The sequence below is a fragment of the Actinomycetospora sp. genome, from assembly GCF_055612215.1.
Genome location: NZ_JBVPVA010000215.1, coordinates 1 through 25,940 on the forward strand (window position 1 = coordinate 1; position 25,940 = coordinate 25,940).

Below are 25,940 nucleotides of genomic sequence, written 5' to 3' on the forward strand. Positions count from 1 at the left end.
CGGGGCGCGCTCGGGGGCGAGCAGGGTGGCGGGGTGGTCGGCGAACGTGACCACCCCGCACGCAAGCCCGCCCCGAACGGCGTGGCGCCGGCACTCGGCGATCAGTCGCCGGTGCCCCCGGTGCACACCGTCGAACATCCCGATGGCGACCGCGGCCGGTCCGGCGCCGACGTCGGCCGGGTCCATCGCGATCCGGGCCCGCACGGTCTCAGGCAGCGTCGCGGTCATGTCGTCCTCGATCCCGGTGTGCCGGTGTCCGCCGGTCAGACCGGTGAGGGCTGCTTGTAGTAGCCGTCCCGGACGTCCTGCTCGCGCGCGTACTCCGGCTGGTACTTGACCGACGCGTAGTGCGAGGACTTCTCGGCCGCGGCGGCGCGCTCCGCGAGCTCCTCGGTGTCACCGAAACCGAGCACCTCGCGTGCGAGATCGGTCAGTGGCCCGTCGACCTGGTACTCGGTGCGCTGCATGGTCAGCAGCCGGACGAGGTAGAGCGGTGTCCCGTTGAACTTCTCGAACATCTCGTGCCGGGCGCCCCACTGGGTCAGGTACCGCTCGCTGATCTGCCGGAAGATGCTCACGCGGTCGCGGGCGCTGATGGCCGAGCCGCGCAGGGCCTCCTCGAGCTTCGGACCCAGGTACGGATGGTCGAAGTCCGCCTTCGTCGGGGCCATCACGACCCCCCGTCCGCAGAAGTCGATCAGCTGGTTGATGACGTCGTGGATCTTCTCCAGGTAGTGGGCCCGGCCGAGGTCGACGTAGATGTTGTTCGGCTTGTACAGCCCGCCCGCGGTCAGGAAGCCGGTGTCCTCGGCGGCGATCGTGAAGGCCTTGCAGGTCTCGCGGAACCGCACGATGTCGGCGAGCTGGGAGGCGACGATCGGGCTGGCGTTCGTCCCGAGGGCGCTGGTCAGCAGCAGGGCGAGCCCGACGATCAGCTCGGCGTGCACGGTGTGCCGGATCTGGGTCTCGATGTGCACCCAGTCGAACTGCCGCTGCGGGTACCACTTGGCGTGGTCGGGATTCCCGACGTGCTGGACGCGCTCCCAGGGGATGAACACGTCGTCGAAGTAGGCCATGCCGTCGAGCTCGTCGCCGATCGTCGACAGCGGACGGTCGTACGGGTCGGCGTCGGGGGTCGCGTTGGACTGCCGGCAGACGAGCGAGAGGCCCTCCGAGCTCACCGGCACGAGGGCGTAGACCGTCTGGTCCGCGGTCTGCCCCGGCCGCCACAGGTTGCCGATCAGCAGTTCGTTGACGAAGGCGATCGAGGTGCCGATCGCCTTCCACCCCCGCACCACGATGCCGCCATCGTCCTGGGAGACCACGCTGAGCATCGGGGTCTCGGCCAGGGCGTCCTCGCGGCCCCGGTCGAACTGCACGTCGACGAACATCGGGGACAGCGCGATGTCGTCGGTGGTGACCCGCTTCCACTGGTCGCGGATGTTCTGGGCGAACGGGATCCGACGCCCGTCGGCGGGCCGCGCGTTGTCCTCCCACGGCTGGGGGTCGTCGACCTGCGCGTACATGACCACGTGCATGCCGGCCGGCGGCCGGGTGAAGATGCCGCCCTTGAAGTGGCGGAACCAGAACTCGTGGAACGCGCGACGCCGGACGGCGTCCTCCTTGGAGCGGGGCAGGAACCAGTGCATGCTCCTGCGCTCGCCGTCGTCGTCCACGAAGGTCAGCACGTCCTGGTGCTGCGGGTCGTGGTGCATGTCGTAGTACTCCGCGATGGCCCGCGCGTAGCCGGCCGTCTTCGGGTGCGTGGTGACGTCGGCGATGAATTCGCCGCCGACGTACACCTGTCGGGCGTCCCGCAGGGACTCCAGGTACTCCGCGCCGGTCCTCATGATCTGCTCCTGTCGCTGTCGGTGGGGAATGTCGAGAGAGAGAGAGAGGGTTCAGGACGCCTCGTCGTAGGGCACGAACCGGCCGAACCGGCCGCGGAAATAGGAGAGCGGGGCCGGGGCGGGGCTGGTGACGGCCTCCAGGACCTCCGCGACGAAGATTCGGTGCGTGCCGCCTTCCACCTCGTCCACCACCCGGCACGCCATGTGGGCGATGGCCTCCTCGAGGCGAGCGCCGTAGGGCGTCGGCGTCCAGTCGACGTCACGGAACTTGTCGGCCCCGGCGGTGGCGAAGTTCAGCGCGAGAGCGCCCTTGCCCTCGCCGAGGATGTTGATCGTGAAATGTCCGCCGGCCCGGATCGCCGCGTGGGTACCGAGGCGCTGATTGAGGCAGGCCAGCACCATCGGCGGTTCCGCGCACAGGGACGAGACGGCGCTGATCGTCGCGCCGAACTGTTCTCCGTCGCGTTCGGCGGTCACGACGGTGACGCCACTGGCGAAATGGCCGACGGCCCTGCGGAACTCGGCCGGGCCGAGCGTGGGTGCACTGTGCTCCATTGCTCCTCCGATACCGCGTGAATTGTCGGTTGGATGTGTTCAGTGACATTAGGGGCGTCCGGGACTACGGTCCAACAGATGTCACCGATGAGAACCATCGGTCTCGCCGATGGGAGACGGCCGTGCACGATCTCCGCGCTGTCGACCTGAACCTGCTCGTCGACCTCGACGCGCTGCTCGCGACCAGGAGCGTCACGGCGGCCGGGCGCCGGCTGAACCTCAGCCAGTCGGCGATGAGCGGCTCGCTGGCGCGACTGCGCAAGCTCTTCGACGACCCACTGCTGGTCCGCAACGGCCGGACCCTGATCCCGACGGCCCGGGCCGAGGCCCTCGCCGGCCCGGTCCGGGAGATCCTCCGTCAGGCCACCGCAGTGATGGCGTCCTCGGAGCAGTTCGTCGCGGCCACCGCGACCCGCACCTTCTCGGTGAGCGCGTCCGACTACGCGACGGCCACGCTGATCGCCCCGATGCTCCGGACCCTGTCGGCCGAGGCGCCGAACGTGACCATCAACGTTCGCCCCCGCTCCGAGGACGTGCACACCCTCCTGCGTGAGGACCGCGCCGATCTCGCGATCGAGCCGGCGGAGATCATGGGCGGGACGCGGTTGCCGTCCGCGCCGCTGTTCCGTGACCGATGGCGCTGCGCCCTCGACGCGGACGTGAACGTCGCGGCCGTCCGCGACGGCCTCGACCTGGCGCTCTTCGAGCAGCTGCCGCACATCGTCTACTCGATCGGCCAGGACATGCGGCTGAACCTGGCCGACCAGCACCTGGCCGATCTCGGCCTGGAACGGCGCGTCGAGCTGATCATCGAGAGCTTCCTGCTGGTCCCGGTGCTGGTCCGGGGCACGGCGATGGTGAGCCTGGTCCTCGAGCGCTCGGCCCGGCTGACGAGGGTCGACGGCGTGGTCCTCGTGGATCCGCCGGTCCCGGTCCCCGACATCAACGAGTCGATGTACTGGAACCCCCGGCACACCAACGATCCCGGGCACCGGTGGCTCCGCCGGCGCGTCGCCGCTGCGGCGGCGGCGTTGACGCCCGTGGGGCTCGGGTCCGACGCCGCCGGGCGTGACGTGTGACGGCGGCGGATGGGCCCGTCAGGCCCCGACGCCGGCTCAGACGGGGTGGGCCAGCACGACGAGCGCGCTCATGCGGGCCGAGACCGGCCCGTGGCCGAGCAGCGCGGTCATCTCGGTGCGCATCAGCCGCGTCGTCGCGTCGAGGTCGCCCCGAGCCAGGAGCTCGCCCCGCAGCGGCGTCCCCGTGCAGAAGCCGGTGGCGACGTCCGCCGCCGAGACCGCGTGCCCCTCCAGCGTCACGGTCTCGACCAGGTCCACCACGTACCCGGCCTCGCGTAGGTGCCCGCACACGACGTCCGGGTCGGCGTAGCCGTGGGGGACCTTCGTCAGGAACGGGGGCACGTCACCGGGGAACACCCGTCCGAGGGCCTCGACCACGGCCCGGTCGAACCCGTGGGTCCCGATCCGGTCCCAGGTGTTCACCAGCAGGCTCCCGCCCGGCGCCAGGACCCGGGCGAGCTCGCGGTAGGCCCGGGGCTTGTCCGGGAGGAACATCACCCCGAACTGGCACACGACGAGGTCGAACGAGTCGTCGGAGAAGGGGAGGTCCGACGCGTCGGCCGGCTCCCACCGCGCCTGCGGCACCCGCCGGGCCCCCGTCGCGACCATTGCCGGGTTGAGGTCGGTCGCCGTCACCTCCGCGCTCGGCGCCGCGGCGACGAGCTCGGCGGTCACGATCCCGGTGCCGGCGGCGATCTCCAGCACCCGTGCCGGCCGGAGGCGCGCCGCCCGCCGCGCCAGGTCCCGGGCGAACGGGCGGAAGACGGCGTCCCCGAGGTACCGGTCGTAGACATCGGGCATCGAGTCCACCCACCGGCTGTCCGCGGCCTCGGTCACCGGCACAGTTGTGGCACGGCGGACGGCCGGCGACAAGCCTCGTCCCGTCCCTGCCTCCCGCTGCGCAGTACGTTCGCCGACGCGGTCGCCGAGCCGATCCCAGGACGGAGGGGAGTCGTGGCCGAGCAGGACACGGTCGCGGTGGTGACCGGCGCGAACCGGGGGATCGGTCTCGAGGTGGTGCGCCGGCTCGCGACGCGGGGCTGGACCGTCGTCCTCGGCTCCCGCGACGTCGAACGCGGCCGGCGGGCCGCGCAGGGGCTCGACGGGGTCGTCGTGCGGCCGCTCGACGTCGCGGATGCCGCCTCGGTGGCGGCCCTGGCCGACTGGCTGCGCGCCGGGCACGGTGGTCTCGACGTGCTCGTGAACAACGCGGGGATCCACTACGACACCGGGCAGCGCGCGGCGACGGCCGATCTGGCCGTGGCCGAGGAGGCGTTGCAGGTCAACGTGCTCGGCGCCTGGCGGATGGTGGTCGCGTGCGGCCCGTTGCTGCGCCCGGGGGCCCGCGTCGTGAACCTCTCCAGCGGTGCCGGCTCGTTCGGGGAGACGGCGGGCGGCGCGGGCGTGCCCGCCTACTCGGTGTCCAAGGCGGCCCTGGACATGCTCACCGTCAAGCTCGCCGCCGATCTGCGCCCTCGCGGCGTCCTCGTCAACGCGGTCTGTCCCGGCTGGGTCGCCACGGACATGGGTGGCGTCGGCGGGCGACCCCTGGCCGAGGGCGCGGCGAGCGTCCTGTACGCCGTCGACCTCCCGCCCGACGGTCCGACCGGCACCTTCACCCGCGACGGAGCGCCCGTGCCCTGGTGAACGGGCCGCGTGTGGTCCACGCCACGCGCGGCGCCGGGGGCCGGTGGGCATCTCCGGGGGGACGGCACACCGGCTGTGCCGCCCGGACGCGGAGGACGGACACCATGGACGATCTGATCGACAGGGTGCTCCACTACGCCACGATGCCGCTCTGGGGACCCGCGTGCGTCGTCATGCGGGCCCTCGACGCCTGCGTCGGCGAGACCTACGACCGGGCCCTCGGGCTCGCCGCGACGACCGCCGAGCGCGTCGCGGAGCACACGACGGCCCGCGAAGCCCACCCCGAGCTCGTCCGGGCGGCCTAACGGCGCGCCACCCGCGAGAGCACGTCGGGGTCGGCGAGCAGCTCGATCTCGCGGACCCGGCCCTCGACGACGGTGAAGGCGAAGACGACCTTGACCTCGCCCCGGTACTGCCACACGGCGGCCGCGGCCCCGTCGAGCGCGGCCGGGAGGGCGGCGCGGGCACGGCCGGCGAAGAACTCGGCCACCGCGCGGGCCCCCGTCACCCGGCCGGCGTCGCCGCCCATCGCGAGCGCCGCGTCGTCGGCGCGTACCTCGGCGTCGGGGTCGAGCAGCTCGAGCAGCGCCGCGAACTCGTTGTCGCGCGAGGCCGCCATGAACGCGTCGACCACGACCGTGTCGCCCGGCACGAGGTCGCCCCGCGGTTCGGGGGTCTGGAGCCGGCGCCGGGCGCGGCTGGCGAGCTGGCGGGTGGCGACCGCGGAGCGGCCGAGGATCGGCGCGATCTGGTCGAACGGCACGCCGAACACGTCGCGCAGCACGTAGGCCACCCGTTCGGCGGGGGCGAGGGTGTCGAGCAGGACCCGCATGGCCTGCCCGACCGCGTCGGCGAGCTCGACCTCCTCGGCCGGGGTGGGCGCGCTGTCGACCACGTCGGTCCCGTCCGGCCAGTCGTCCTCACGCCGCGAGGTGCGGCTGCGCAGGACGTCGAGACAGATGCGCGACACGACGGTGGTCAACCAGCCGGGGACGTTGTCGACCGCCTCGCCGTCCGCGTCGTCGGCCCGGCTCACCGTGCGGTCGAGCCGGAGCCAGGCCTCCTGCACCGCGTCGTCGGCCGCGTGACCGTCGCCCAGCATCTGGCGCGCCAGGCGCCGCAATCGTGGTCGCTCGGCCTCGAAACGATCGGCCAGATCCTCGCCCATCGGTCACAACCTCCTCGGCTCGTCCGTCACCCCCTCGACGGACCGCACGACCCGACCGTGACAGGAGACCCGATGTCCATCCGATCCATCACCCTCGAGACCTCCGACCTCGCCACCGCGCAGGAGTTCTACGCCGCCCTCGACGTGGCCACGCCCGTGGCCCTCCGGGCGTCGACGGCCCCCACCAGCGGCTTCCGCGGCTTCACCCTGTCCCTGCTCGTGCCGCAGCCCTCCACGGTCGACGCCCTGGTCGGCGCGGCGCAGGCGGCCGGCGCCACCGTCCGCACGCCGGTCACGAAGAGCTTCTGGGGTTACGGCGGCGTCGTGCAGGCCCCCGACGGGGCGCTCTGGAAGGTGGCCACCTCGTCGAAGAAGGAGGTCGGCGCCGACCGGACGCGGATCGACGACGTCGTGCTCCTCCTCGGTGTCGAGGACGTCAAGGCGAGCAAGCGGTTCTACGTCGAGCACGGCCTGACCGTGAAGCGCAGCTTCGGGAGCAAGTACGTCGAGTTCGACGCGCCGGCCTCGTCGGTGAAGCTCGCTCTCTACGGCCGGCGCGCCCTCGCGAAGGACGCGGGCGTCCCCGTCGAGGGCAGCGGGTCGCACCGGATCGCGCTCGTCAGCGACCTCGGGTCGTTCACCGACCCGGACGGCTTCGCCTGGGAGCCCTCGACGGTCGCGGCCACCGCCTGATCCGGCCGGCGAAACTTTTTTCCGCGGCGGTGTCGAACGGCGTCGAGCCCGTTCGTGGTGTGGGTGAGAGACCGGCACGAGCCGGTCCCGCACCCACCCGGAGGTCCTCATGTCCACCACCACCGCCACCCACGCCCCGACCACCGCCGCCCCGGCCGTCCCCGGCCTCGGCTCGCTGCTCCTGACCGGCTCGATCGCGGCCGTCGCGGCGGCCGCGGCCACCGCGGCCGTCGCCGCCGCGGGCCAGGCCGTCGGTCTGAGCACGGCGGTCGGCGGCGCGCCGATCCCCACGTCCGGGTTCGCGGTCCTGACGCTGATCTTCTCGGTGGTCGGGCTGGTCATCGCCACCGCGCTGCGGCGCTTCGCCCGCCACCCGCGCACCGCGTGGATCCGCAGCACCGTTGCGCTGACCGCGCTGTCCTTCGTCCCCGACCTGCTCGTCGACGCCGCCGTGAGCACGAGGGTGCTCCTGATCGTGACCCACGTCGTCGCCGCTGCCATCGTGATCCCCGCCGTCGCCCGCCGGCTGGCGTGACGACCACCCACCCGGCACACCGGACCGAGAGGAGCACGTCATGCACTACCTGATGAGTGTCGAGCACGACCAGAGCGGGCCCGCGCCCACCGACGCCGAGATGGAGCGGTCGTTCGGGCGGGTCGGCGCGGTCAACGACGAGATGAAGGCGCAGGGGGTCTGGGTCTTCGCCGGGGGCCTGCTGCCCTACGACAGCGCAACCGTGGTCCGCGTCGAGAACGGGACGACCACCATGACCGACGGGCCGTTCATCGAGACGAAGGAGCAGCTCGCCGGGTTCTGGGTCATCGACGTCGACGACCTGGACGCCGCGCTGGCCTGGGCCGAGAAGTGCGCGGAGGCCTGCGAGGCACCGATCGAGGTCCGTCCCTTCGACGGGCTCGCCTGACCGGGACCCATGGACCTGACGAGCGTCTACCGGGCCGAGTACGGCCGCTGCGTCGCCACCCTGACACGCCTCCTCGGCGACATCGGGCTCGCCGAGGAGGCCGTGCAGGACGCGTTCGCGGTGGCGATGGAGCGCTGGGAGGTGCTCCCGCCCAACTCCGGCGCCTGGATCGTCACCACCGCCCGCAACCGGGCGATCGACCGCATCCGCCGTGAGTCCACCCGCGAGGCCCGCCACGCGCAGTCCCTGTTGTTGCACGACCCCGACGAGCCGGACGAGGAGGTGGGACCGGTGCGCGACGACCAGCTGCGGCTGATCTTCACCTGCTGCCACCCGGCGCTCTCGCCACTCGCGCAGACCGCGCTCACCCTCCGCCTGCTCGGCGGGCTCGAGGTCCCGGAGATCGCCCGCGCCTACGTCGCCCCCGAGGCGACGATCTCGCAGCGGATCGTGCGGGCCAAGAAGAAGATCCGGGACGCCGGCATCCCGTACCGGGTGCCCGGCGAGGCGGAGCTCCCCGATCGGCTGCCGCCGGTGCTGACCGTGCTGTACCTGATCTTCAACGAGGGTTACACCGCGACGACGGGGCCGCTGCTGCGCACCGACCTGTCCGCGGAGGCGGTGCGGCTGACGCGGGCACTCGCCGACCTCATGCCCGACGAGCCCGAGGTCCTCGGCCTGCTCGCGCTGCTGCTGCTCACCGAGGCCCGCCGCCCGGCCCGCGTGGGCCCCGCCGGCGAGCTGGTGACGCTCGCCGAGCAGGACCGCACCCTGTGGGACCGCGACCTGATCGCCGAGGGGCACGAGCTCGTCCGCCGTTGCCTGCGCCGCAACCGTCCCGGCCCGTACCAGATCCAGGCCGCCATCAACGCGGTGCACACCGACGGCCCGGCCACCGACTGGCGCCAGGTGCTGGCCCTCTACGACCAGCTCCTGGTGCAGACCCCGACGCCGATCGTCGCGCTCAACCGGGCCGTGGCGGTGGCCGAGGTGCACGGGCCCGAGGCCGCGCTGGCCGCCGTCGAGGAGCTCGACATCCCGGGCTACCACCTGCTGCCCGCCACCCGCGCGGACCTGCTGGCCCGGTTGGACCGTCCCGCCGAGGCCCGTGCCGCCTACGACGAGGCCATCACGCTGACCGGCAACGACGCCGAGCGCGCGTTCCTGCAGGGACGCCGCGACCGGCTCACGTCATGAGCGTCACCGCGCCCCGAGGGTCTTGCCCGCCTGGGTCGCGGCGTCCTCGGCGGCCTGCTTCATCTGGTCGGCGAGCGCGGTGAACTCGTCGAGGGCGGGGTTGACGCCGACGAGCGTGAACTCGCGCTCGATGACCGTGAGGTCGGCGCCCCAGACGTCGGCGAGGATGCGCTGCAGGTAGGCGGTGCTGTGGTCCCAGCCCTCGCGCGGGGTGCCCGGACCGTAGGCGCCACCTCGGGTGGTCAGGAGCACGACCGGGGTGCCCTCGAGCAGGCGGGCGCCCGGTCCCGCGCCGGCGAGCACGAGGTCGACCCAGACCTTGACGTGCTGGGAGACGCCGAAGTTGTAGAGCGGGAGCGCCAGGACGGCGGCGTCGGCGTCGCGCAGTTCCGCGGCGAGGGTCGTGGCCAGCTCCAGCGCCTCCCGCTGCTCGGGGGTGCGCTCGTCCTCCGGGGTGAAGGACCCCGCGATGGCCAGGGCCCAGGCCTCGGAGGGCAGGGGCTTCTGGCCGAGGTGGCGGGCGACGACCGTCTCCTCCGGCCGGGCGGCGCTGAACTCGGCGACGACGAGGTCGGCGAGGGCGCTGCTGGCCGAGCGGGGGCCCTGGATGCTGGCGTCGATGCGGAGCAGGGTCACGGGGTTCTCCTGGTGGAACGCGGGTGGACGTCGGTCGCTCTGAACTTGAAGCTGCAAGTTGGACCGTACGCGCGCCGATTTGAATATTCAAGTCGACGGTAGGATGCGGTGGTGGCGGACGACCCGGAGGTCCAGCAGGTGCGGTGGCTCTCGCCCGAGCAGCTGCAGGAGTGGGTCGCGGTCATGGGCCTGGTGATGACGCTGCCGGCGAGCCTCGACGCGCAGCTGCGCAGGGAGGCGGGGCTCAACCTGTTCGAGTACCACGTGCTGGTCGAGCTCGCCGAGACCGAGGGCGGGATGCGCGTGATGAGCGAGCTCGCGGTCCACACCCGGGGGTCGCTCTCCCGGTTGTCGCACGCGGTGTCGCGTCTGGAGGCCGCGGGCTGGGTGGAGCGGCGGGCGTGCGGGGGCGCGGGCCGGCGGACCGAGGCGCGCCTCACCCCGGCCGGTCGGGAGAAGCTCGAGCAGAGCGCCCCGGGCCACGTGCGCGAGGCCCGCCGGCTGGTGATCGACGCCCTGACCCCCGAGCAGCTCGAGGATCTGGGGGCCGCGGCGCGGGCGATCGTCGCCGTGACCGACCCCGAGATCGCGGCGACCCTGCCAGAGCCCGCGCCGTCGCGCGGTACTCCTCGGGGCTGACCGCCTCCGGGTGCCCGGGTCCGGCGCTCTGCGGGGCCCCCGGGACGATGGTGCTTGCGACGACGGCGAGGGAGCGGGCATGCGGGTGGGCATCTTGACCGGCGGGGGTGACTGCCCGGGGTTGAACGCGGTGATCCGCGCGATCGTGCGGCGGGGGATCCCGGAGTACGGGTACGAGTTCGTCGGATTCCTCGACGGGTGGCGCGGCCCGCTCGAGGGGCTGAGCAAGCCGCTCGACGTCTCGGCCGTGCGCGGGCTGCTCCCGCGCGGCGGCACGATCCTCGGGTCGTCGCGGACCAACCCGTTCGCGATCGAGGACGGCGTGGCCCGCATCCAGGCGAACCTGACCGAGCTCGGCGTCGACGCCCTCGTGGCGATCGGCGGCGAGGACACCCTCGGCGTCGCGAACCGGCTCCACGAGCTCGGCGTCAACGTCGTCGGGGTGCCCAAGACGATCGACAACGACCTCTCGGGCACCGACTACACCTTCGGCTTCGACACCGCGGTCGAGATCGCGACCGAGGCCATCGACCGGCTGCACACCACCGCCGAGTCCCACCACCGCACGCTGATCGTGGAGGTGATGGGCCGGCACGCGGGCTGGATCGCGCTGCACGCCGGGATGGCGGGCGGCGCCAACGCGATCCTCATCCCCGAGGTCCGCTTCGACATCGAGCAGGTGTGCAGCTGGGTGGAGAGCCGGTTCCGGCTGGAGTACGCCCCGATCATCGTCGTCTCCGAGGGCGCGATGCCACAGGACGGCGACGAGGTGCTGCTGTCCGGGGTGAAGGACGCCTTCGGGCACGCCCGGCTCGGTGGCGTCGGCGACTGGCTGGGTCGCGAGATCGAGGCGCGCACCGGCAAGGAGGCCCGGACCACGGTGCTCGGGCACGTGCAGCGCGGGGGCACCCCCACCGCGCGCGACCGGTGGCTCGCCACCCGCTTCGGGCTGCACGCCGTCGACGCGGTCGCCGCGGGCGGATGGGGTCAGATGACCGCGCTGCGCGGCACCGACATCGTCATGGTGCCCCTCGGGGAGGCGACCCGGGAGCTCAAGCTCGTCGACCCGGCCCTGTACGCGGAGGCCGCGGTCTTCTTCGGCTGAGGGGTCCCGTGGCTGCCGTGCGGGTCCTGACGCTGGCCGTGGTCACTCTCCTGGCCGTGTGCTCCGGCTGCGCGCCCTCGCCGTCGGGACCGGGGGCGAGCGCCGACCTGCGGGTCATGACGTGGAACGTGCTGACCGCCCGGTTCGACCCGCCGGACTGGGCCGGGACGATCGCCGCGTGGCGCCCGGCCGTCGTCGGGTTGCAGGAGATCTGCGCGGGGGAGGCGGTCGCCCTCGCCGACCTGCTGCGCACCGAGTACGGCCTGCCCTACGTCGCGGTGCCCGGGCCGATCCGGCCGACCCCGGTCGAGGACGCCGACCCGGTCAACGCCGCACTGCGCCGCCCCTGTCACGACGGTGGCGTGGTGCAGTACGGGCTCGCCGTGCTGACGCTGCTGCCGGTGACCGCCGTGTCGACCGAGCTGTACCCGCCGGATCACCGCGACGAGCAGCGCGGCGACCAGCGGCTGACGGTCCGCGCGCCGACGGGCGGCCCGATCACGGTGTACAACACCCACGTCGGACTGGCCGGGGTCCAGGGGGCCCAGATCCGGGACCTCGCCGGCCGGGCCCTCCGGGAGCCGGGACCCACCGTCGTCCTCGGTGACCTCAACGTGAGCCAGGCGGGTGACCCCGGCGCCCTAGCCCCGCTCCGGGACGGCTTCGCCGAGGTCGACCCGGGGGAGCGGCTGCGCACGTCCCCGAACGATCCCGACGACCCGGACGCCGCGCCCGTCGACGAGATCGACCACGTGTTCGTCCGGGGTCTCGCGGTGGTCGCACCTGCCGCCGCGCCGTGGACCCCGTCGTCGGACCACCGGCCGCTGATCGGGACCCTGCGTCCGTAGGGTCACGGCGTCGGCCAGACGCACCGCGCCCCGACCCAGGTGGACAGCACCGCGGTGTCCGCGATCGTCGCCGGGTCGACGGTGAGGACGTCCCGGTCGAGGACGGTGAAGTCCGCCAGTAGACCGGGCACGAGCCGGCCCTTCAGGGCGGCCTCGCCGGTCGCGTGGGCGGACCCGACGGTGTAGACGCCGAGGGCCTGCCGGGCGGTGAGTCGTTCGTCGGCGCCGAGCACCTGACCCGATGCGGTGGTGCGGGTGGTCAGCGACTGCAGGGCCAGCAGCGGGCTCAGGGGGCCGGCGGGGTGGTCCGACGAGCCGGCGACGGTGACGCCCGCGTCGAGCATGGAGCGGTGGGCGAGCAGGCGGGCGGCCCGCTCGCGTCCGTAGATCTCGATCAGTCGGTCGCCGTGGTGGTGGACGAACTGGCCGAACGGCACGGCCACGACCCGGGCGGCCGCGAGCCGACGGACCGTGTCGGGGTCGGTCATCGAGCAGTGCTCGACGCGGTGGCGGACCGCGGTCGGGCTCGGCGTCGCGGCCTGGGCGGACTCGATCGCGTCGAGCACGGCCGCGATGGCGGCGTCGCCGTTGGCGTGCACGCAGACCCGCCCGCCCGCGGTGTGGACGTCGCGGACGAGCTCGCGGAAGGCGTCCGGGTCGGCGAGCCGCATGCCGTGCTCCTCGCCGCCGGCCGCGGCGTAGGGCAGCGTGCAGAAGCAGGTGCCGCCGGAGAGGGCCCCGTCGTACATCATCTTGATCCCGACGTGGCGCAGGCGCTGGTCACCGACCCCGGCGGTGACGCCGAGCTCGCGCGCGAGGCCGGCGTACGGCGACCACAGCAGCGTCCCGACCCGGGCCGTGAGCTCGTCGCGGGCCCGCGCGAGCTGGTAGAGCCGCCAGGACGACGGGCTGACGATCGCGTCGCAGTACGAGGTCAGCCCGAGCGAGTGCAGGCGCTGGTTCTCGGCGGCCAGCGCACCCAGGGCCGCCTCGGTGCCCGGCTCCTCGATCCAGGGCGGTGCGGCGAAGTAGCGGTCGAGGAACGCCAGCTCGTACAGCCAGCCGTCGAGCCGGCCGGCGGCGTCGCGCCCGAGCCGGCCGCCGACCGGGTCGTCGGTGTCCTCGCCGACCCCGGCCCGCTCCAACCCCGGGGTGTTCGCGATCGCGGTGTGCAGGTGGGTGAGCACGACCGCCACGGGGTGCACGGTCGAGACCGTGTCGAGGACCGCCCGGTCGATCCGGCGCCCGTCGCGGGGCGGGACGTACCCGGCGCCCACGACCCAGGTCCCCGGCGGCGTCGCCCGGGCGCGCTCGGCCAGCACCCGGGAGACGTCGGCGGCGTCGTCGACCGCACCCGGTGACACGTCGACGTGCAGGCGGCCCGCGGCGGTCACCGACGGGTGGCAGTGGGCGTCGTTCAGCCCCGGCACCACCAGGGCCCCACCCAGGTCGACGACCGCCGCCGTCGGGAAACGGTCCCGGAGATCGGCGAGGTCGCCGACGTCGACGACGTACTCCCCGGCGGTGGCCATCGCCTGGGCCTCGGGTCCCGTCCGGTCGCCGGGAGCGGCGAGGGTGGCGAGCCGGGCGGCACGGAAGATCGTGATCGGGGCGGGCTCCGGCCCGTTGCCTGCCACCACGCGACGCCTCCGTCCGGTCCGTGTCGGCCCGCGCCCCGTGTGCGGTGACGCCGCGATCCAGGATCACCGGTGCTCGGCCCTCCACACCACCCCGCCACGCAGCGTTCGTGCTGACACGACCGTTCGTGCGAACCGACCGGCTGACGCCGTCCTCCTCGAACGGCGTGGGAACGCTGCGTGACCACTCTCCGGTGTGCGGCGTGCCACCGGGCACGCCCCGGAACGCACCGGAGGCATCCATGGCGACCACCGACCCCGTGTCCACGACCCGGAGGACCCTCACCGATCCCGCCGACCTCGGCACGGTGCTGGGTGTCTGGGCCCACCCCGACGACGAGGCCTTCCTCGCCGCCGGCGCGATGGCCGGCGCCCGTGACGCCGGCCATCGCGTCGTCTGCGTGACCGCGACCCTCGGCGAGCAGGGCACCGACGACCCGGCCCGGTGGCCGCCGCGGCGCCTCGCCGCCGTGCGCCGCCTCGAGCTCCGGGCGTCGCTCGCGGCCGTCGGCGTGACCGAGCACCACCTGCTCGGCGTCACCGACGGCACCTGCGCCGCGGAGTCCTTCCCGACCCGGGTCGCGCAGCTCTGCGAGATCGTCGAGGCGGTCGCCCCGGACACGATCATCACGTTCGGGCCGGACGGCGTCACCGGGCACGAGGACCACCAGACCGTGTCCGCCTGGGCCACCGCGGCGCGCGGTCTCAGCGCGCCCCGTGCCCGGCTCCTCTACGCCACCACGACCGAGGACTTCGTCCGGCGGTGGTCGCCCTGGCGGGACGCCTTCGACATCTTCCTGGCCGACGGGCTCCCGCTGACGACGCCGTCGTCCGCGCTGGCCGCACGCTTCGACCTCGACGACGGGCTGCTCGACCGCAAGCTGGTCGCCCTGCGCGCGCAGGCCAGCCAGACCACGGGGCTGTTCGCCGCCGTCGGCGAGGCGCGGGTGCGCGCGTGGTGGTCGACCGAGGCCTTCGTCTCCGCCGACGACGTCGGGCGCGACGAGCGGCGCGTCGGCACCTGGCGGGTGGCGGCGTGAGCGTCACCGTGCCCCGGCCCCGCGCCGGGTCCTCGACGGTCGGCCGCGGCAGCCGGGACGCGGCGGCCGTGGTCCTCGCCTACGTCCCGTTCGGGACGGCGCTCGGGGCCGCGCTGGCGCACACCGGTGTCTCCGCGGCCCTGGCCTGGTCCAGCTCGCCGTTGATGTTCGGCGGCGCGGCACAGCTCGTCGCGGTCCAACTGCTCGCGGGCGGCGCCCCCGCCGCCGTCGTCGTCGCCGCCGCGCTGCTCGTCAACGCGCGCTTCCTGCTCTACAGCGCCTCGGTGGCGCCGCACGTGCGGGGGTGGCGCACCCGGTGGCGCTGGCTCGCCGCCTACCTGCTCGTCGACCCCGTCTACGCGTTGGTCATGGGTCGCTTCACCGGCCCCGACGACGACGGTGACCCGGTCGGCCGGTGGCGCTACTACCTCGGGGCGGGACTCACCCTGTGGACCGGGTGGCTGGCCATCACCGGGGCGGGGGTGCTGCTGGGAGGCGTCCTGCCCGCGACGCTGCACCTCGAGCTCGCGGCCCCGCTGACGTTCCTCGTGCTGCTGCTCCCGATGCTGACCGACCGGGCGGCCCGGGCGGCGGCGGCGGCCGGTGGTGTCGCGGCGCTGCTCGCCTCCGGCCTGCCACTGGGCCTCGGTCTGCTCTGCGGGGCCGCGGCCGGCGTCGTCGTCGGGGTGCTCGTCGCCGCGATCCCGGGAGCCGGCCATGCGTGAGCTCGCCGTCCTCGTCGTCGTCGGGCTGGGCACGTACCTCCTGCGGGCCTCGTTCCTGCTCGTCGTGTCCGGTCCGCCCAAGCGGCTCGCGCGGGTCCTGCCCCACCTGGGACCCGCCGTCCTCGCCGCGATCACCGTCCCCGTCCTCGTCGCCCCCCGCGGCCAGGTCTCGGTGTCCGAGACCGTCCCGGCCCTGGTGGCCGCGCTGGCCTGCTGGCTCCTCTGGCGACGCACCGGCCGCCTGCCGGTCGCGCTGTTCGGCGGCCTCGGCCTCTGGTGGCTCGCCACCGCGGCCGTGGCGGCCCTCTGACCACCCCTCTCCACCCACCGACCGGAGCACGTCCCATGCACGAGATCACCCTGCGCGAGCTCGGCCCGGGTGAGGACGACGTCCTGGACGCCGTGTTCGCCGGCCTCTCCCCGACCAGCCGCCTCATGCGCTACCTGGGCCCCGTGCCCGAGCTCACGCCGACCGTGCGCCGGGCTCTCACCGCCGTCGACGGCCGGCGCCACCTCGCCGTCGCGGCCTTCGCCGGAGGCGGCGCGGTCGGCATCGCCCGACTCGTCCGGGAGGGCCCGGACCGGGCCGAGCTCGCCGTCGAGGTCGTCGACCGCTGGCAGCACCGGGGGATCGGTGCCCGCCTCGTGCAGGCCGTCCTCGCCCGGGGACGGGAGACCGGCATCGTCACCGTCGTCGCGGACGTGTCCGCCGAGAACGTCCCGGTGCTGCGCCTGCAGCGGGCCCTCGCCCCCGAGGCCAGGGGCCGGTCCGACGGCGCCGAGATCCACTTCGTCACCGAGCTGGCGGCGCCGGTGCTGCCGGCGGCCGCGTGAGGGTGAACGTGCGGTGGCGCACGGAGCAGCCCGCATCGGGGAGGTGGCGGATGCACCGGACGGGTCGGGCGGCGCAGTCTGGGACCGGCGGTCCGGACCAGGGTCGCCGGACAAGGTCGGACCAGCCATGTTCCAGATCCGTCTCCTCGGCGAGCAGGTGCTCAGCGACGCGATCGGGGCGCCCCTGGCCCTCTCGCCGCGCACGCTCGCCCTCCTCGGCTACCTGGTCCTGCACGCCGGGGTCCCGCAGCACCGCGGACGGATCGCCACCCTCTTCTGGCCCGACTCCACCGACGACCAGGCGCTGACGAACCTCCGGCGCGAGCTGCACCACCTGCGGGGCGCCCTGGCCCACGAGCCCGCCCTCAGCGCCACCAGCCGGGAGCTGTGCTGGTACGACACCCCCACCTGCGCCGTCGACGTGCGCGAGTTCACCGTCGCGGCGGATGCCGCCGCGGCCGCGGCCCGCGCGGGGAACCACGACGAGGCCCTCGAGCACGCCACCGCGGCGCTCACCGCCTACCGCGGCGATTTCCTGCCCGGCGGCTACGACGACTGGCTGCTCGACGCCCGGGCCGAGCTCGAGACCCGGTGCGTGGCGATGTGCGAGCTGGCGTGCGACGCGCTGGAGCGCGCCGGCGAGCTGTCCGGCGCGATCGAGGTCGCCCGACGCCGGGTGCGGATGTGCCCGCTCGACGAGACCGGGTACCGCCGGCTGATCGAGCTGCAGGGTGAGCTCGGCGACCGGGCCGGCGCCGTGCACACCTACCACCACTGTGTCGCCACGCTGGAGCGCGAGCTCGGCGTCGCCCCGGACCCCGCGACGCGCCGTGCCCTCGACCGGCTGGTCGCGCGCGCCGACCCGTCGGACGGGCCACCGCCCGCGGTCCCGGGACCGTCGCCCGGCGCGCGCTCCGGCGGCGCCGCGACGACGCTCGTCGGGCGCGCCCGGGAGCTGGAGGCGCTGCGCGGGCGCTGGCGCACGGCCGCGGCCGGCCGGCCCGCGCTGGTCGTGGTGCGGGGCGACCCCGGGGTCGGCAAGACACGGCTCGTCACCGAGCTCGCGGAGTCCGCCCGCCTCGAGGGCGCCACCGTCGCGCGCGCGCAGTGCTTCGCGAGCGCCGGGCACCTGGCGCTCGCCCCGGTCGCCGAGTGGCTGCGCTCGCCGGCCGTCCTCGCGGACCGCGACGAGCTCGACCCGGTCTGGCGGGTCGAGGTCGAACGGCTGGTACCGGCGGGCCGGGCGGCGGCGGCCGCCCGCCCGGGCGCCGGGAGCATCGACCAGGCATGGCAGCGCCACCGGTTCTTCGAGGGCCTGGCCCGCGCCCTCGTCGGGACCGGGCGACCGGTCCTGCTCGTGCTGGACAACCTGCACTGGTGCGACGCCGAGACCCTGGCGTTCGTCTCCTTCTGCCTGGGCCTGCAACCGGACGCCCGACTGATGGTGGTGGCGACGGCGCGGACCGGGGACACCGACCACCGCCCCGAGGTCGTCGACTGGACGCGCCGGATGCACGCGACGGGCCTCCTGGGCGAGCTGACGCTGGGCCCCCTCGACGGCGAGGGCTGTGCCCGGCTCGCCGCGGCGGTCTCGGGCCGCGACCTGAGCGCCGCGGAGGCGGAGCTCGTCCGGGTGAGCACGGGCGGCTTCCCGCTCTACGTCGTGGAGGCGGCCCGCAGCGCCCTCGAGGGCGGCGCCACGACGTCCGTCGGTGACCTCGCGACGGTGCTGGCCGAGCGGCTCGCGCAGGTGAGCCCGGAGGCCCGCGACGTCGCTGCGCTCGCGGCCGCCATCGGCCGGGACTTCACCCTGGACCTGGTGACCGAGGCCAGCGACCTCGACGCCGACACGGTGGTCCGCGCGGTGGACGAGCTGTGGCGCCGCCGCCTCCTCACCGAGGAGGGCGACGGGTACGACTTCTCCCACGATCTCGTCCGCGACAGCGCGTACGCGCTGGTCAGCCCGCCGGCACGGTGGCTGCTCCACCGCCGCGTCGCCCAGGGCCTGGAACTGCTGCACGCCGAGGACACCGACGGCGTGGCCGCCCAGCTCGCCGAGCAGTACGCCCGCGGCGGCCGTCCGGAGCGTGCCGTGCGGTACTACCGCCGGGCGGCCGACCTGGCCGCCGCGATGTTCGCGCCCAGCGAGGCCATCCTCCTGCACGACGAGGCGCTGGCGATCGTGCGCCGGCTGCCCGACGGCCGGGTCCGGGCGCGGGAGGAGCTCGCCGGTCTCGAGGCCCTCGCGGCCCCGCTCAACGCCCGCGACGGGTACGCCTCGCCGCGCCTGCGGCAGATCCACGACCGCACGATCAGCCTCGCCGAGGACCTGGGACGGCGGGAGTCGCTGCTCACCGGCCTGGTCGGGCTGTGGAGCTCGCTGTTCGTGCAGGGCGAGGTCGCCGCGTCGTACCGCACCGCCTCCCGCGCCCTGACGATGGTGACGCCGGGCTCCGAGCACGTCGCCGCGGCCCACTTCGCGGTCGGGACGTCCGCCGTCGTCCTCGGTCGTCCGACCGAGGCGGTGGTGCACCTCGACCACGTCGTCGAGCACGGCGGCGACCACCGACTCAGCGTGGGCACCCGGCCCGACGTGCACGGCCGGGCGTCCGCGACGCACGCCCACTGGCTCCTGGGCGACGAGGCACGGGCGGAGGCCGAGGGCCGCGCGGCGGTGGCGGTCGCCCGGACGGCGGGCGGCCCCTACAACCTCGTGGTGGCCCTGGGGTACACCGCCGTCGTCCACCAGCTGCGGGGGGCGACGGACGAGCTGTCGGCGGCGGTCGCGGAACTGCGGGAGCTGTGCGACCGCTACCGGTTCGCGTACTACCGCGACTGGGCGCTGGTGCTCGAGGGGTGGTCGCGGGGCGACGCGGCCGGGCTCGAGCTCGCCCGGCGCGGCGTGGCGAACCTCGAGGCGGAGGGCGCGCGGGTCCGGATGCCGTACTGGCAGTCGCTGGTGGCGGACCTGTGCACGGCGACGGGCCGGCAGGACGAGGCGCGAGCCCGGCTGGACGCCGCGATCGTCGACGGTCGAGCCCGCGACGACCTGTGGTGGTTGCCCGAGGTCCTGCGTCTGCGAGCCGCCCACGACGACGAGGCGCAGCGGACCGTGCGGCTGCACGAGGCCGCGGCGCTGGCGACCCGGCAGCAGAGCGTGGCCCTCCTCCGACGCTGCGAGGCGGATCTGGGCGGGCCCGCGTCGGCCGTGCCCGGCGTTCCCGAGCCGGCCGGGGTGGGCGGTCGTGACGCGAACGCTGGGCGAACGCCCCGTTCCTAACGTCGGCGGCAGCCGCGTGACGCGGCCCGACTCCCGACGCGAAGGAACTGCACATGACCACCACCGTCATCTCCGGCGCTCCCTACACCGACCTCGACGCCGCCCTGCGGGGCGACCTGATCACACCCGACACGGCGGGCTACGACGAGGCCCGGGCCGTCTACAACGGCATGATCGACAAGCGGCCCGCCGCGATCGCCCGCTGCCGCGACGTGGCCGACGTGATCACCGCCGTCCGCTTCGCCCGCGAGCACGACGTCCGGCTCGCCGTCCGCGGCGGCGGCCACCACGCGGCGGGGTTCGGCGTGTGGGACGACGCCCTCGTCGTCGACCTCTCCCAGCTGCGCAGCACCACCGTCGACCCCGAGGCGCACACCGTGCGCGCCGACGCCGGCTGCACCTGGGGCGATGTCGACCACGCGACCGTGGCGTTCGGCATGGCCACGCCCTCGGGCTTCCTGGCCTCCACCGGGGTGGCCGGCCTGACCCTCGGCGGCGGCATCGGCTACCTCTCCCGACGCTTCGGGCTCACGGTCGACAACCTGCTCTCCGCCGACGTGGTCCTCGCCGACGGGAGCTTCGTCTCCGCGAGCGAGACCTCACACCCCGACCTGTTCTGGGCGCTGCGCGGCGGTGGGGGGAACTTCGGCATCGTCACCTCCTTCACCTACCGCTGCCACGACATCGGCGAGCAGGGCATGGTCATCGGCGGCCCGGTGCTCTACGACATCGCCAACACCCCCGAGGTGATGCGGTGGTACCGGTCGCTGGTGCCCGCCCTGCCCGAGGAGCTCAGCGGGTGGCTCGGGCTGCTGACCATCCCCCCGGCGCCGCCGTTCCCCGAGGAGCTGTGGGGTCGCAAGGCCTGCGGCATCGTCTGGTGCTACACCGGGCCGCACGACCGGGCCGAGGAGGTCCTCGAGCCGATCAGGAACTTCGGATCGCCACTGGTCGTCGGGCTGATGCCCATGCCGTTCACGGCCCTGCAGAGCGCGTTCGACCCGCTCTACCCGGCCGGCCTGCAGTGGTACTGGCGCACCGACTTCTTCCGCGAGATCACCGACGCCGCCATCGACGTCCACGTGGAGTACGGCAACCAGCTGCCGACGGGGCACTCGACGATGCACCTCTACCCGATCGACGGTGCCGCGGCCCGCGTCCCCGCCGACGCCACCGCGTTCCCCTACCGCGAGGGCGGATGGGCCGGGGTCATCGTCGGCGTCGACCCCGACCCCGCCAACGCGGACGTCCTCGCCCGCTGGGCCCGGGCCTACTGGGAGGCGCTGCACCCCACCGCGGTCGGCGGCGGCTACGTCAACTTCATGATGGCGGAGGGCCAGGACCGGATCGCCGCCTCCTACGGCGACAACTACGAGCGCCTGGCCCGGATCAAGGGCCGGTACGACCCGGAGAACACGTTCTCGGTCAACCAGAACATCCCGCCGCTCCGGGACTGACGCCGGACGGGTCGCCCCCGGTGGGACCGGTGCCCACCGGGGCCGTCATCCGCGGACCCGCTCGAACTCCCAGACGAGGACGCCGGGCAGGCCCACGTAGGCGGCGCGGTTCGCGTCCGGGATGCGTTCGGCCGCGGGTGTGACGACCGCGTCGGCGGTCAGGCGCGGTTCCTCGTAGCGGCGGACGGCGAGGCCCGCGCCCAGCGCCGCCGCGACGTAGTCGGAGGGCAGGTGCGCGTGGAGGCGCATCCAGGCGCGTCCGTCGTCGGTCGGGAACTGTGCCTGCCAGCCCAGCTCCACCAGGAACGGGTGCACGTCGCTGACCACGACGCGGCCGCCGGGGCGGACGACGCGGGCGAGCTCGCCGACCGCCGCGGCCAGGTCGGCGACGTGCACGAGCGCGAGGGCGCAGACCGCCGCGTCGACGGAGGCGTCGTCGAGGGGCAGGTGGGTCAGCTCGCCGTCCAGGAAGCGGGCGTCGGGGAGCTTGGCGCGGGCCAGGTCGAGCATGGCGGGGGACCGGTCGACGCCGGTGACGACGTGGCCCCGCGCGGCGAGGTAGGACGCCCACCGGCCGGTGCCGCAGGCCGCGTCGAGGACCTGCCCGGGCGGGAGCGCGTCGAGCACGCGACGCACCGGTGGTTCCTCGATGCCGAACAACCGCAGCGGGCGGTCGTAGGTGACCGCCCACCGGGTGTAGCCCTCGGTCAGGTCGAGCTCGTCGCCGATCCGCTCGGTCGCGGGAGGGCCGGCGAGGAGCGCCCGCGTCTCGGCCAGGCGCGCCAGCCGGTCCTCGGCGGCGCCGGAGTAGAGCGTCCGGAGCAGGGCCAGGCCCTCGACGCCGACCAGCAGCTCGTCGAGCGTGGGCGCCGGTTCGGTCACCGGGCGGACGTTACCGCCGCTCGGCGGCCTCGCTCACGGCTTGCGGCCGACGCCGCCGGCGATGCAGCGCTGCGCGGGCGCGAGCGGCTTGAGCAGCGGCCCGTCCGGCCACCACGTGGCGCACACGGCGACACCCGGGTCCACCATCTCCAGGCCGGGGAACAGCCCCTCGATCTCCGTCCTCGTCCGGAAGACACCGCTGCCCATCGGACTGTGCACGAACACGTCCTCCATGCGCCGGGCGAGCTCGCTGTCGTCGTCCTCGGGGTCGAAGAAGTGCGCCACGACGACGAAGGAGCCCCGGGGCAGGGCCTCGACGTATTCCTGCATGACGCTCTGGGGCGACCGGTCCGGGTCGAGATAGTGGTGCAGCGTGCCGTTCTGGATCAGCACGATCGGCTGGTCGAAGTCCAGGAACTCGCGGATCGCCGGGTCGTCGAGGACCTTGCGCGGCTCGAAGATGTCGGCGGGCACGAACATCGTCTGCTCGTTGTCCTCGAGCAGGGCGCGACCGTGCGCGACGACGGACGGGTCGTTGTCGATGTACGCCACGCGGGCCTCGCGCCGCAGCCGCTGCACGACCTGGTGGGTGTTGTCCGACGTCGGCAGCCCGGAGCCGCAGTCGAGGAACTGGGAGACCTCGGTCTGGGTGGCCAGGAACCGGAGGGCCCGGACCAGGAACGCCCGGTTGTCGACGGCGAGCAGCTCGACCTCCGGGGAGACCTTCCGGACCTGCTCGATGGTCTGGCGATCGACCTCGTAGTTGTCCTTGCCGCCCAGCGCGTAGTCGTAGACCCGGGCGATGCTCGCCTTCGACTTGTCGACGCTGGCGGGGGCGCGGTCGGCGCCGGTGTGTGAGGCGGGCATCGGGGGGTGGGTTCCTCACGTCGGGATCGGCTGCGGTGACTCGCGGTCACACTACTAGCGCCCGCGGGTCCTGCCGCGGGACGAGGTCACCGGTCGGCGCCGGGATTCCCCGGAGTCGGCGCGGGGATCGCGTTGTCGATGAGGACGGCGGCGATGGCGGCGGCGGTGGGGAAGGATTCGCTGTTGAGGACCCGGGTGCGGGCCGAGGCGCCGTCGAGCAGGAGCGCCAGTTGTTCGCCGAGTTGCTCGGGGTCTCCGGCGCCGGCCTCGCGGGCGATCTCGGTGAACCGCGCGGCGATGGCGGCCTTGTAGTCGCGCGCGTACCGGGACGCGGGGTGGTCGGGGTCGTGGAGTTCGACCGCCGCCGCGATGTAGGGGCACAAGGGCGTGGACGCGGGCATGTCGAAGGCGGCGACGAGTCGTTCGCGGGCCGTGAGGTCGGTGCGGTCGAACACCCCGGGCATGACCTCGGGATCGAATCGGCGCAGGTACTCGGCGACGAGTTCGTCCTTGGTGGCGAAGTGCTGGTAGGCCGTGCGCTTCGACACCTGGGCCACGGCACAGAGCTGGTCCATGCCGGTCCGGTTGATGCCCTGCTCGCGGAAGAGCTGCTGTGACGCGCTGAGGATGCGCTCGCGCGCGCCCCGGCCACGGCGGCGGCCCAGGGGCCCCTTCTCCAACTCCGGCACGCCTCGAGCATAGCCGTTCGGTACGGATCGGTGTACCTAGCTTGCGCTCCGCTCCGGCCTGCCCTACGTTACGCACACACTCCGGTGTACATAGTTGGCCCGGTCGCAGTGTGTGAGCGGCGGCAGGAGGAGTGCTCGTGGGAAAGCTCGACGGCAAGGTCGCGGTGATCACCGGCGGATCGCAGAAGGCGCTGCCGCTGATCAACGACGGCGGCTCGATCCTCATGACCGGATCGAACGCGTCACTCGGTGCCTTTCCCGGCTGGAGCCTCTACGCCGGGAGCAAGGCCGTCCACCAGGCCTGGGCCCGCGTCTGGCTCAACGAACTGCGCGACCGGCGGATCCGGGTCAACGTCCTGACCCCCGGCCAGGTCTCGACCGCGAAACAGGCGGAACTGTTCGACGAGGCCACCATGGCCGCATTCGAGTCCCTGATCCCCCGGGGAACGATGGGCCGCCCCGAGGAGATCGCCACCGTCGCGCTGTTCCTGGCCTCCGACGACTCCGCCTACGTCAACGGCCTGGAACTGGTCGCCGACGGCGGCACCACCGCCATCTGACCCACGCACCCGCGTGCATCCGACACCTCGAGAACAGGGAGCGCTCCTCATGGGTGACATCACCATCATCGGTACGGGCAACATGGCCCGGACCCTCGGCACCTTGGCAGTGGCCGGCGGCAACACCGTCGAGATCCTGGGCCGCGACCAGTCCAAGGCCGACGACCTGGCCGAGGCTCTCGGCGGCACCGCGTCGGCGGGGAAGTGGGGTGCCGTCCCGGCCGGGGACATCGTCATCACGGCGCTGTTGTACGACGGCGTCGTCCCGGTCGTCGTCGAGTACGGCGACGCCCTCGCGGGCAAGGTCGTCGTCGACATCAGCAACCCGTTCAACGCCGCGTTCGACGGGCTGGCCCACAGCGAGCAGACCTCGATCGCGCAGGAGGTCGCGAAGGTGGCCCCGGCCGGAACCGGTGTGGTGAAGGCCTTCAACACGATCTTCCGCGGGGTCCTGGAGAACGGCCGACCCGACGTGTTCCTCGCCGGCGACGGCGCGCAGGCCAAGGCGAGCGTGGCGGCGTTCGTCGAGAGCATCGGGCTGCGCCCGCTGGACGTCGGCGGCCTGGCGATGGCGCACTGGCTGGAGGGGATGGGCGTGGTCACGGTGGGACTCGCCGGCAATGGGGTGGGCCACTGGGACTTCGCCCTCGGGGCGGACGAATTCACCGGCTGAGCGGTCCGACCCCGCTCGCCCGCCTCCGACGACCCCTGGAGCTCCCGGTGGCGGTCGATCGCCGTGATCCGGGTGTCGCCCTTGCGGCACGAGGAGTGGGCCGCGTTCCTGGCCTATCGGACCGACGCCGCCGCGCCCGCCGGCTGCGAGGGTCGTGGCCGAGGCGAAGAAGGACGATCGGCAGCACGCCGTCGGCGGGACGTCCGGTCCCGGATCGATCGACGCCACCGTGGCGACGGTGACTCCCGAGGCGACGTCCTCGGGATGCGTTGCCGCTTCGCCCCAGCCGCCGAGCGCACGGCCGGCGGAACGATCACCCGGCGGAACGATCACAAGGGGAGCGGCATGACACAGGCGATGGAATGGGTCGAGTACCGGGGTGCGCCTCTCTACGACGAGGACGGGAACGTCATCGGCAGCATCGAGGAGTTCTTCGTCGAGACCGACGACGGCCCACCCGCCTGGGTCGTCGTCGTGAGCGAGGCGGACTCCGCGACACGCACGTACGTGCCGATGCGGGACGCCCGCCGCGCCGAGGACGGCCAGGGCCTGCAGGTCTCCGTCAGCGGCGACACGGTCCGCGACGCGCCTGGCACCCAGGACGGCGACGACCTCTCGGACGAGCAGGAGCGCCGGCTGTACGAGCACTACGGGCAGACCTATCCCGACCGGCAGACATCGGAGGAGTCCGAGAGCGAGACCGGCAGCGAGAAGCGCAAGCCAGGCCTCCTGCAGCGGCTGCTGGGCCGCGATTCGCGCTGAGACCGCGCGACCCGACCCCCACGCGATGAACACCCTCTCCCGGGTCGGCGGGGGCCTCGCCATCGTCGTGCTCGCGCTCGGCGTGGCCGGGGCGCCCGCCCCGGTCCCGCGTCGCCGGGCCCGATGACCGGTCCCTCGACGGGATCACGAGGCGTCGGGTGCCGAGGAGGGTCCGGCGGGATGGTGGGGCGGGC

General features: G+C 73.9%; 28 protein-coding genes and 1 pseudogene. 19 read left to right on the forward strand and 10 right to left on the reverse strand.

All coding sequences use genetic code 11. The features are described from left to right. The 3 genes and pseudogenes from AC0CYZ_RS05935 to AC0CYZ_RS05945 all read right to left on the reverse strand — a co-directional run. A pseudogene (locus AC0CYZ_RS05935) lies at window positions 1-228 on the reverse strand (cytidyltransferase); the annotation flags it as partial. 35 nt (window positions 229-263) lie between these two features. Next, the gene (locus AC0CYZ_RS05940; protein ID WP_472213282.1) at window positions 264-1,850 is read right to left on the reverse strand and encodes a 4-hydroxyphenylacetate 3-hydroxylase N-terminal domain-containing protein; all 1,587 of its coding nucleotides are present in this window, start codon (window positions 1,848-1,850) and stop codon (window positions 264-266) included. A 51-nt stretch (window positions 1,851-1,901) separates the two neighbouring features. Next, complete coding sequence (locus AC0CYZ_RS05945; protein WP_472213284.1) at window positions 1,902-2,405, reverse strand: flavin reductase family protein; 504 nt, start codon at window positions 2,403-2,405, stop codon at window positions 1,902-1,904. A 122-nt stretch (window positions 2,406-2,527) separates the two neighbouring features. Here AC0CYZ_RS05945 and AC0CYZ_RS05950 point away from each other — a divergent pair, with 122 nt between their 5' ends. Further along, window positions 2,528-3,484, forward strand: a complete 957-nt coding sequence (locus AC0CYZ_RS05950; protein ID WP_472213286.1) for a LysR family transcriptional regulator — start codon at window positions 2,528-2,530, stop codon at window positions 3,482-3,484. Between the two features lie 36 nt (window positions 3,485-3,520). Here AC0CYZ_RS05950 and AC0CYZ_RS05955 read toward each other — a convergent pair whose 3' ends face one another. Beyond that, complete coding sequence (locus AC0CYZ_RS05955; protein WP_472213288.1) at window positions 3,521-4,321, reverse strand: class I SAM-dependent methyltransferase; 801 nt, start codon at window positions 4,319-4,321, stop codon at window positions 3,521-3,523. A 117-nt stretch (window positions 4,322-4,438) separates the two neighbouring features. Between AC0CYZ_RS05955 and AC0CYZ_RS05960 the strand changes: the two genes are divergently transcribed. Both AC0CYZ_RS05960 and AC0CYZ_RS05965 read left to right on the forward strand, forming a co-directional pair. Continuing rightward, window positions 4,439-5,131 carry an SDR family NAD(P)-dependent oxidoreductase gene (locus AC0CYZ_RS05960; RefSeq protein WP_472213290.1) on the forward strand — a complete coding sequence of 231 codons (693 nt, stop codon included), beginning with the start codon at window positions 4,439-4,441 and terminating at the stop codon, window positions 5,129-5,131. Between the two features lie 104 nt (window positions 5,132-5,235). After that, window positions 5,236-5,436 (forward strand): hypothetical protein, encoded by a 201-nt coding sequence (locus AC0CYZ_RS05965; protein ID WP_472213292.1) that lies wholly within the window; start codon window positions 5,236-5,238, stop codon window positions 5,434-5,436. On the opposite strand, the gene AC0CYZ_RS05970 is transcribed toward AC0CYZ_RS05965, so the two are convergent. Then, on the reverse strand, window positions 5,433-6,299 hold the full coding sequence (locus tag AC0CYZ_RS05970) for a sigma-70 family RNA polymerase sigma factor (protein ID WP_472213294.1): 867 nt from the start codon (window positions 6,297-6,299) through the stop codon (window positions 5,433-5,435). The two genes, AC0CYZ_RS05965 and AC0CYZ_RS05970, sit on opposite strands and share 4 nt — an antisense overlap. A gap of 72 nt (window positions 6,300-6,371) precedes the next feature. Here AC0CYZ_RS05970 and AC0CYZ_RS05975 point away from each other — a divergent pair, with 72 nt between their 5' ends. From AC0CYZ_RS05975 to AC0CYZ_RS05990, 4 genes are all read left to right on the forward strand, one after another. After that, window positions 6,372-6,992: a glyoxalase gene (locus AC0CYZ_RS05975; protein WP_472213296.1), complete on the forward strand. Its 621-nt coding sequence runs from the start codon at window positions 6,372-6,374 to the stop codon at window positions 6,990-6,992. A 109-nt stretch (window positions 6,993-7,101) separates the two neighbouring features. Then, on the forward strand, window positions 7,102-7,527 hold the full coding sequence (locus AC0CYZ_RS05980; protein WP_472213298.1) for a DUF6069 family protein: 426 nt from the start codon (window positions 7,102-7,104) through the stop codon (window positions 7,525-7,527). A 40-nt stretch (window positions 7,528-7,567) separates the two neighbouring features. Continuing rightward, window positions 7,568-7,915, forward strand: a complete 348-nt coding sequence (locus AC0CYZ_RS05985) for a YciI family protein (protein ID WP_472213299.1) — start codon at window positions 7,568-7,570, stop codon at window positions 7,913-7,915. 9 nt (window positions 7,916-7,924) lie between these two features. Continuing rightward, window positions 7,925-9,112 (forward strand): RNA polymerase sigma factor, encoded by a 1,188-nt coding sequence (locus tag AC0CYZ_RS05990; protein ID WP_472213301.1) that lies wholly within the window; start codon window positions 7,925-7,927, stop codon window positions 9,110-9,112. 3 nt (window positions 9,113-9,115) lie between these two features. On the opposite strand, the gene AC0CYZ_RS05995 is transcribed toward AC0CYZ_RS05990, so the two are convergent. Beyond that, window positions 9,116-9,748 carry an FMN-dependent NADH-azoreductase gene (locus tag AC0CYZ_RS05995; RefSeq protein WP_472213303.1) on the reverse strand — a complete coding sequence of 211 codons (633 nt, stop codon included), beginning with the start codon at window positions 9,746-9,748 and terminating at the stop codon, window positions 9,116-9,118. Between the two features lie 111 nt (window positions 9,749-9,859). Between AC0CYZ_RS05995 and AC0CYZ_RS06000 the strand changes: the two genes are divergently transcribed. The 3 genes from AC0CYZ_RS06000 (at window position 9,860) to AC0CYZ_RS06010 (ending at window position 12,340) form a co-directional block, all read left to right on the forward strand. After that, window positions 9,860-10,387, forward strand: coding sequence for a MarR family winged helix-turn-helix transcriptional regulator (locus tag AC0CYZ_RS06000; protein ID WP_472213305.1), 528 nt, complete (start codon window positions 9,860-9,862; stop codon window positions 10,385-10,387). Window positions 10,388-10,466: 79 nt separating this feature from the next. Continuing rightward, entirely contained in the window at window positions 10,467-11,492 is a 1,026-nt protein-coding gene (locus AC0CYZ_RS06005; RefSeq protein WP_472213307.1) for a 6-phosphofructokinase, read from the forward strand. Between the two features lie 8 nt (window positions 11,493-11,500). Further along, window positions 11,501-12,340 carry an endonuclease/exonuclease/phosphatase family protein gene (locus AC0CYZ_RS06010; protein ID WP_472213309.1) on the forward strand — a complete coding sequence of 280 codons (840 nt, stop codon included), beginning with the start codon at window positions 11,501-11,503 and terminating at the stop codon, window positions 12,338-12,340. A 2-nt stretch (window positions 12,341-12,342) separates the two neighbouring features. Here AC0CYZ_RS06010 and AC0CYZ_RS06015 read toward each other — a convergent pair whose 3' ends face one another. After that, window positions 12,343-13,980, reverse strand: a complete 1,638-nt coding sequence (locus tag AC0CYZ_RS06015; RefSeq protein ID WP_472213311.1) for an amidohydrolase — start codon at window positions 13,978-13,980, stop codon at window positions 12,343-12,345. A 239-nt stretch (window positions 13,981-14,219) separates the two neighbouring features. Here AC0CYZ_RS06015 and AC0CYZ_RS06020 point away from each other — a divergent pair, with 239 nt between their 5' ends. From AC0CYZ_RS06020 to AC0CYZ_RS06045, 6 genes are all read left to right on the forward strand, one after another. Then, window positions 14,220-15,017 carry a PIG-L deacetylase family protein gene (locus AC0CYZ_RS06020; protein ID WP_472213312.1) on the forward strand — a complete coding sequence of 266 codons (798 nt, stop codon included), beginning with the start codon at window positions 14,220-14,222 and terminating at the stop codon, window positions 15,015-15,017. Continuing rightward, entirely contained in the window at window positions 15,014-15,742 is a 729-nt protein-coding gene (locus tag AC0CYZ_RS06025; protein WP_472213314.1) for an AzlC family ABC transporter permease, read from the forward strand. The genes AC0CYZ_RS06020 and AC0CYZ_RS06025 overlap by 4 nt, the downstream gene beginning before the upstream one ends. Continuing rightward, window positions 15,735-16,052 carry an AzlD domain-containing protein gene (locus tag AC0CYZ_RS06030; protein WP_472213316.1) on the forward strand — a complete coding sequence of 106 codons (318 nt, stop codon included), beginning with the start codon at window positions 15,735-15,737 and terminating at the stop codon, window positions 16,050-16,052. The genes AC0CYZ_RS06025 and AC0CYZ_RS06030 overlap by 8 nt, the downstream gene beginning before the upstream one ends. Window positions 16,053-16,087: 35 nt before the next feature. Further along, window positions 16,088-16,576 carry a GNAT family N-acetyltransferase gene (locus AC0CYZ_RS06035; protein WP_472213319.1) on the forward strand — a complete coding sequence of 163 codons (489 nt, stop codon included), beginning with the start codon at window positions 16,088-16,090 and terminating at the stop codon, window positions 16,574-16,576. Window positions 16,577-16,703: 127 nt separating this feature from the next. Further along, the gene (locus AC0CYZ_RS06040; protein ID WP_472213321.1) at window positions 16,704-19,856 is read left to right on the forward strand and encodes an ATP-binding protein; all 3,153 of its coding nucleotides are present in this window, start codon (window positions 16,704-16,706) and stop codon (window positions 19,854-19,856) included. Between the two features lie 53 nt (window positions 19,857-19,909). Then, window positions 19,910-21,313: an FAD-binding oxidoreductase gene (locus tag AC0CYZ_RS06045; RefSeq protein WP_472213324.1), complete on the forward strand. Its 1,404-nt coding sequence runs from the start codon at window positions 19,910-19,912 to the stop codon at window positions 21,311-21,313. Window positions 21,314-21,358: 45 nt separating this feature from the next. On the opposite strand, the gene AC0CYZ_RS06050 is transcribed toward AC0CYZ_RS06045, so the two are convergent. The 3 genes from AC0CYZ_RS06050 to AC0CYZ_RS06060 form a co-directional block, all read right to left on the reverse strand. Continuing rightward, on the reverse strand, window positions 21,359-22,195 hold the full coding sequence (locus tag AC0CYZ_RS06050) for a class I SAM-dependent methyltransferase (protein WP_472213326.1): 837 nt from the start codon (window positions 22,193-22,195) through the stop codon (window positions 21,359-21,361). A 33-nt stretch (window positions 22,196-22,228) separates the two neighbouring features. Beyond that, window positions 22,229-23,062 carry an SAM-dependent methyltransferase gene (locus AC0CYZ_RS06055; RefSeq protein ID WP_472213328.1) on the reverse strand — a complete coding sequence of 278 codons (834 nt, stop codon included), beginning with the start codon at window positions 23,060-23,062 and terminating at the stop codon, window positions 22,229-22,231. Between the two features lie 86 nt (window positions 23,063-23,148). Next, window positions 23,149-23,751: a TetR/AcrR family transcriptional regulator gene (locus AC0CYZ_RS06060; protein ID WP_472213330.1), complete on the reverse strand. Its 603-nt coding sequence runs from the start codon at window positions 23,749-23,751 to the stop codon at window positions 23,149-23,151. Window positions 23,752-23,888: 137 nt separating this feature from the next. Here AC0CYZ_RS06060 and AC0CYZ_RS06065 point away from each other — a divergent pair, with 137 nt between their 5' ends. The 3 genes from AC0CYZ_RS06065 (at window position 23,889) to AC0CYZ_RS06075 (ending at window position 25,746) form a co-directional block, all read left to right on the forward strand. Then, window positions 23,889-24,311 carry an SDR family NAD(P)-dependent oxidoreductase gene (locus AC0CYZ_RS06065; RefSeq protein ID WP_472213332.1) on the forward strand — a complete coding sequence of 141 codons (423 nt, stop codon included), beginning with the start codon at window positions 23,889-23,891 and terminating at the stop codon, window positions 24,309-24,311. Between the two features lie 49 nt (window positions 24,312-24,360). Further along, window positions 24,361-24,984 (forward strand): NADPH-dependent F420 reductase, encoded by a 624-nt coding sequence (locus AC0CYZ_RS06070; protein ID WP_472213334.1) that lies wholly within the window; start codon window positions 24,361-24,363, stop codon window positions 24,982-24,984. 345 nt (window positions 24,985-25,329) lie between these two features. Beyond that, a complete protein-coding gene (locus AC0CYZ_RS06075; RefSeq protein WP_472213336.1) occupies window positions 25,330-25,746 on the forward strand; it encodes a PRC-barrel domain-containing protein in 417 nt (138 codons plus the stop codon). Window positions 25,747-25,940 lie beyond the last annotated feature (194 nt).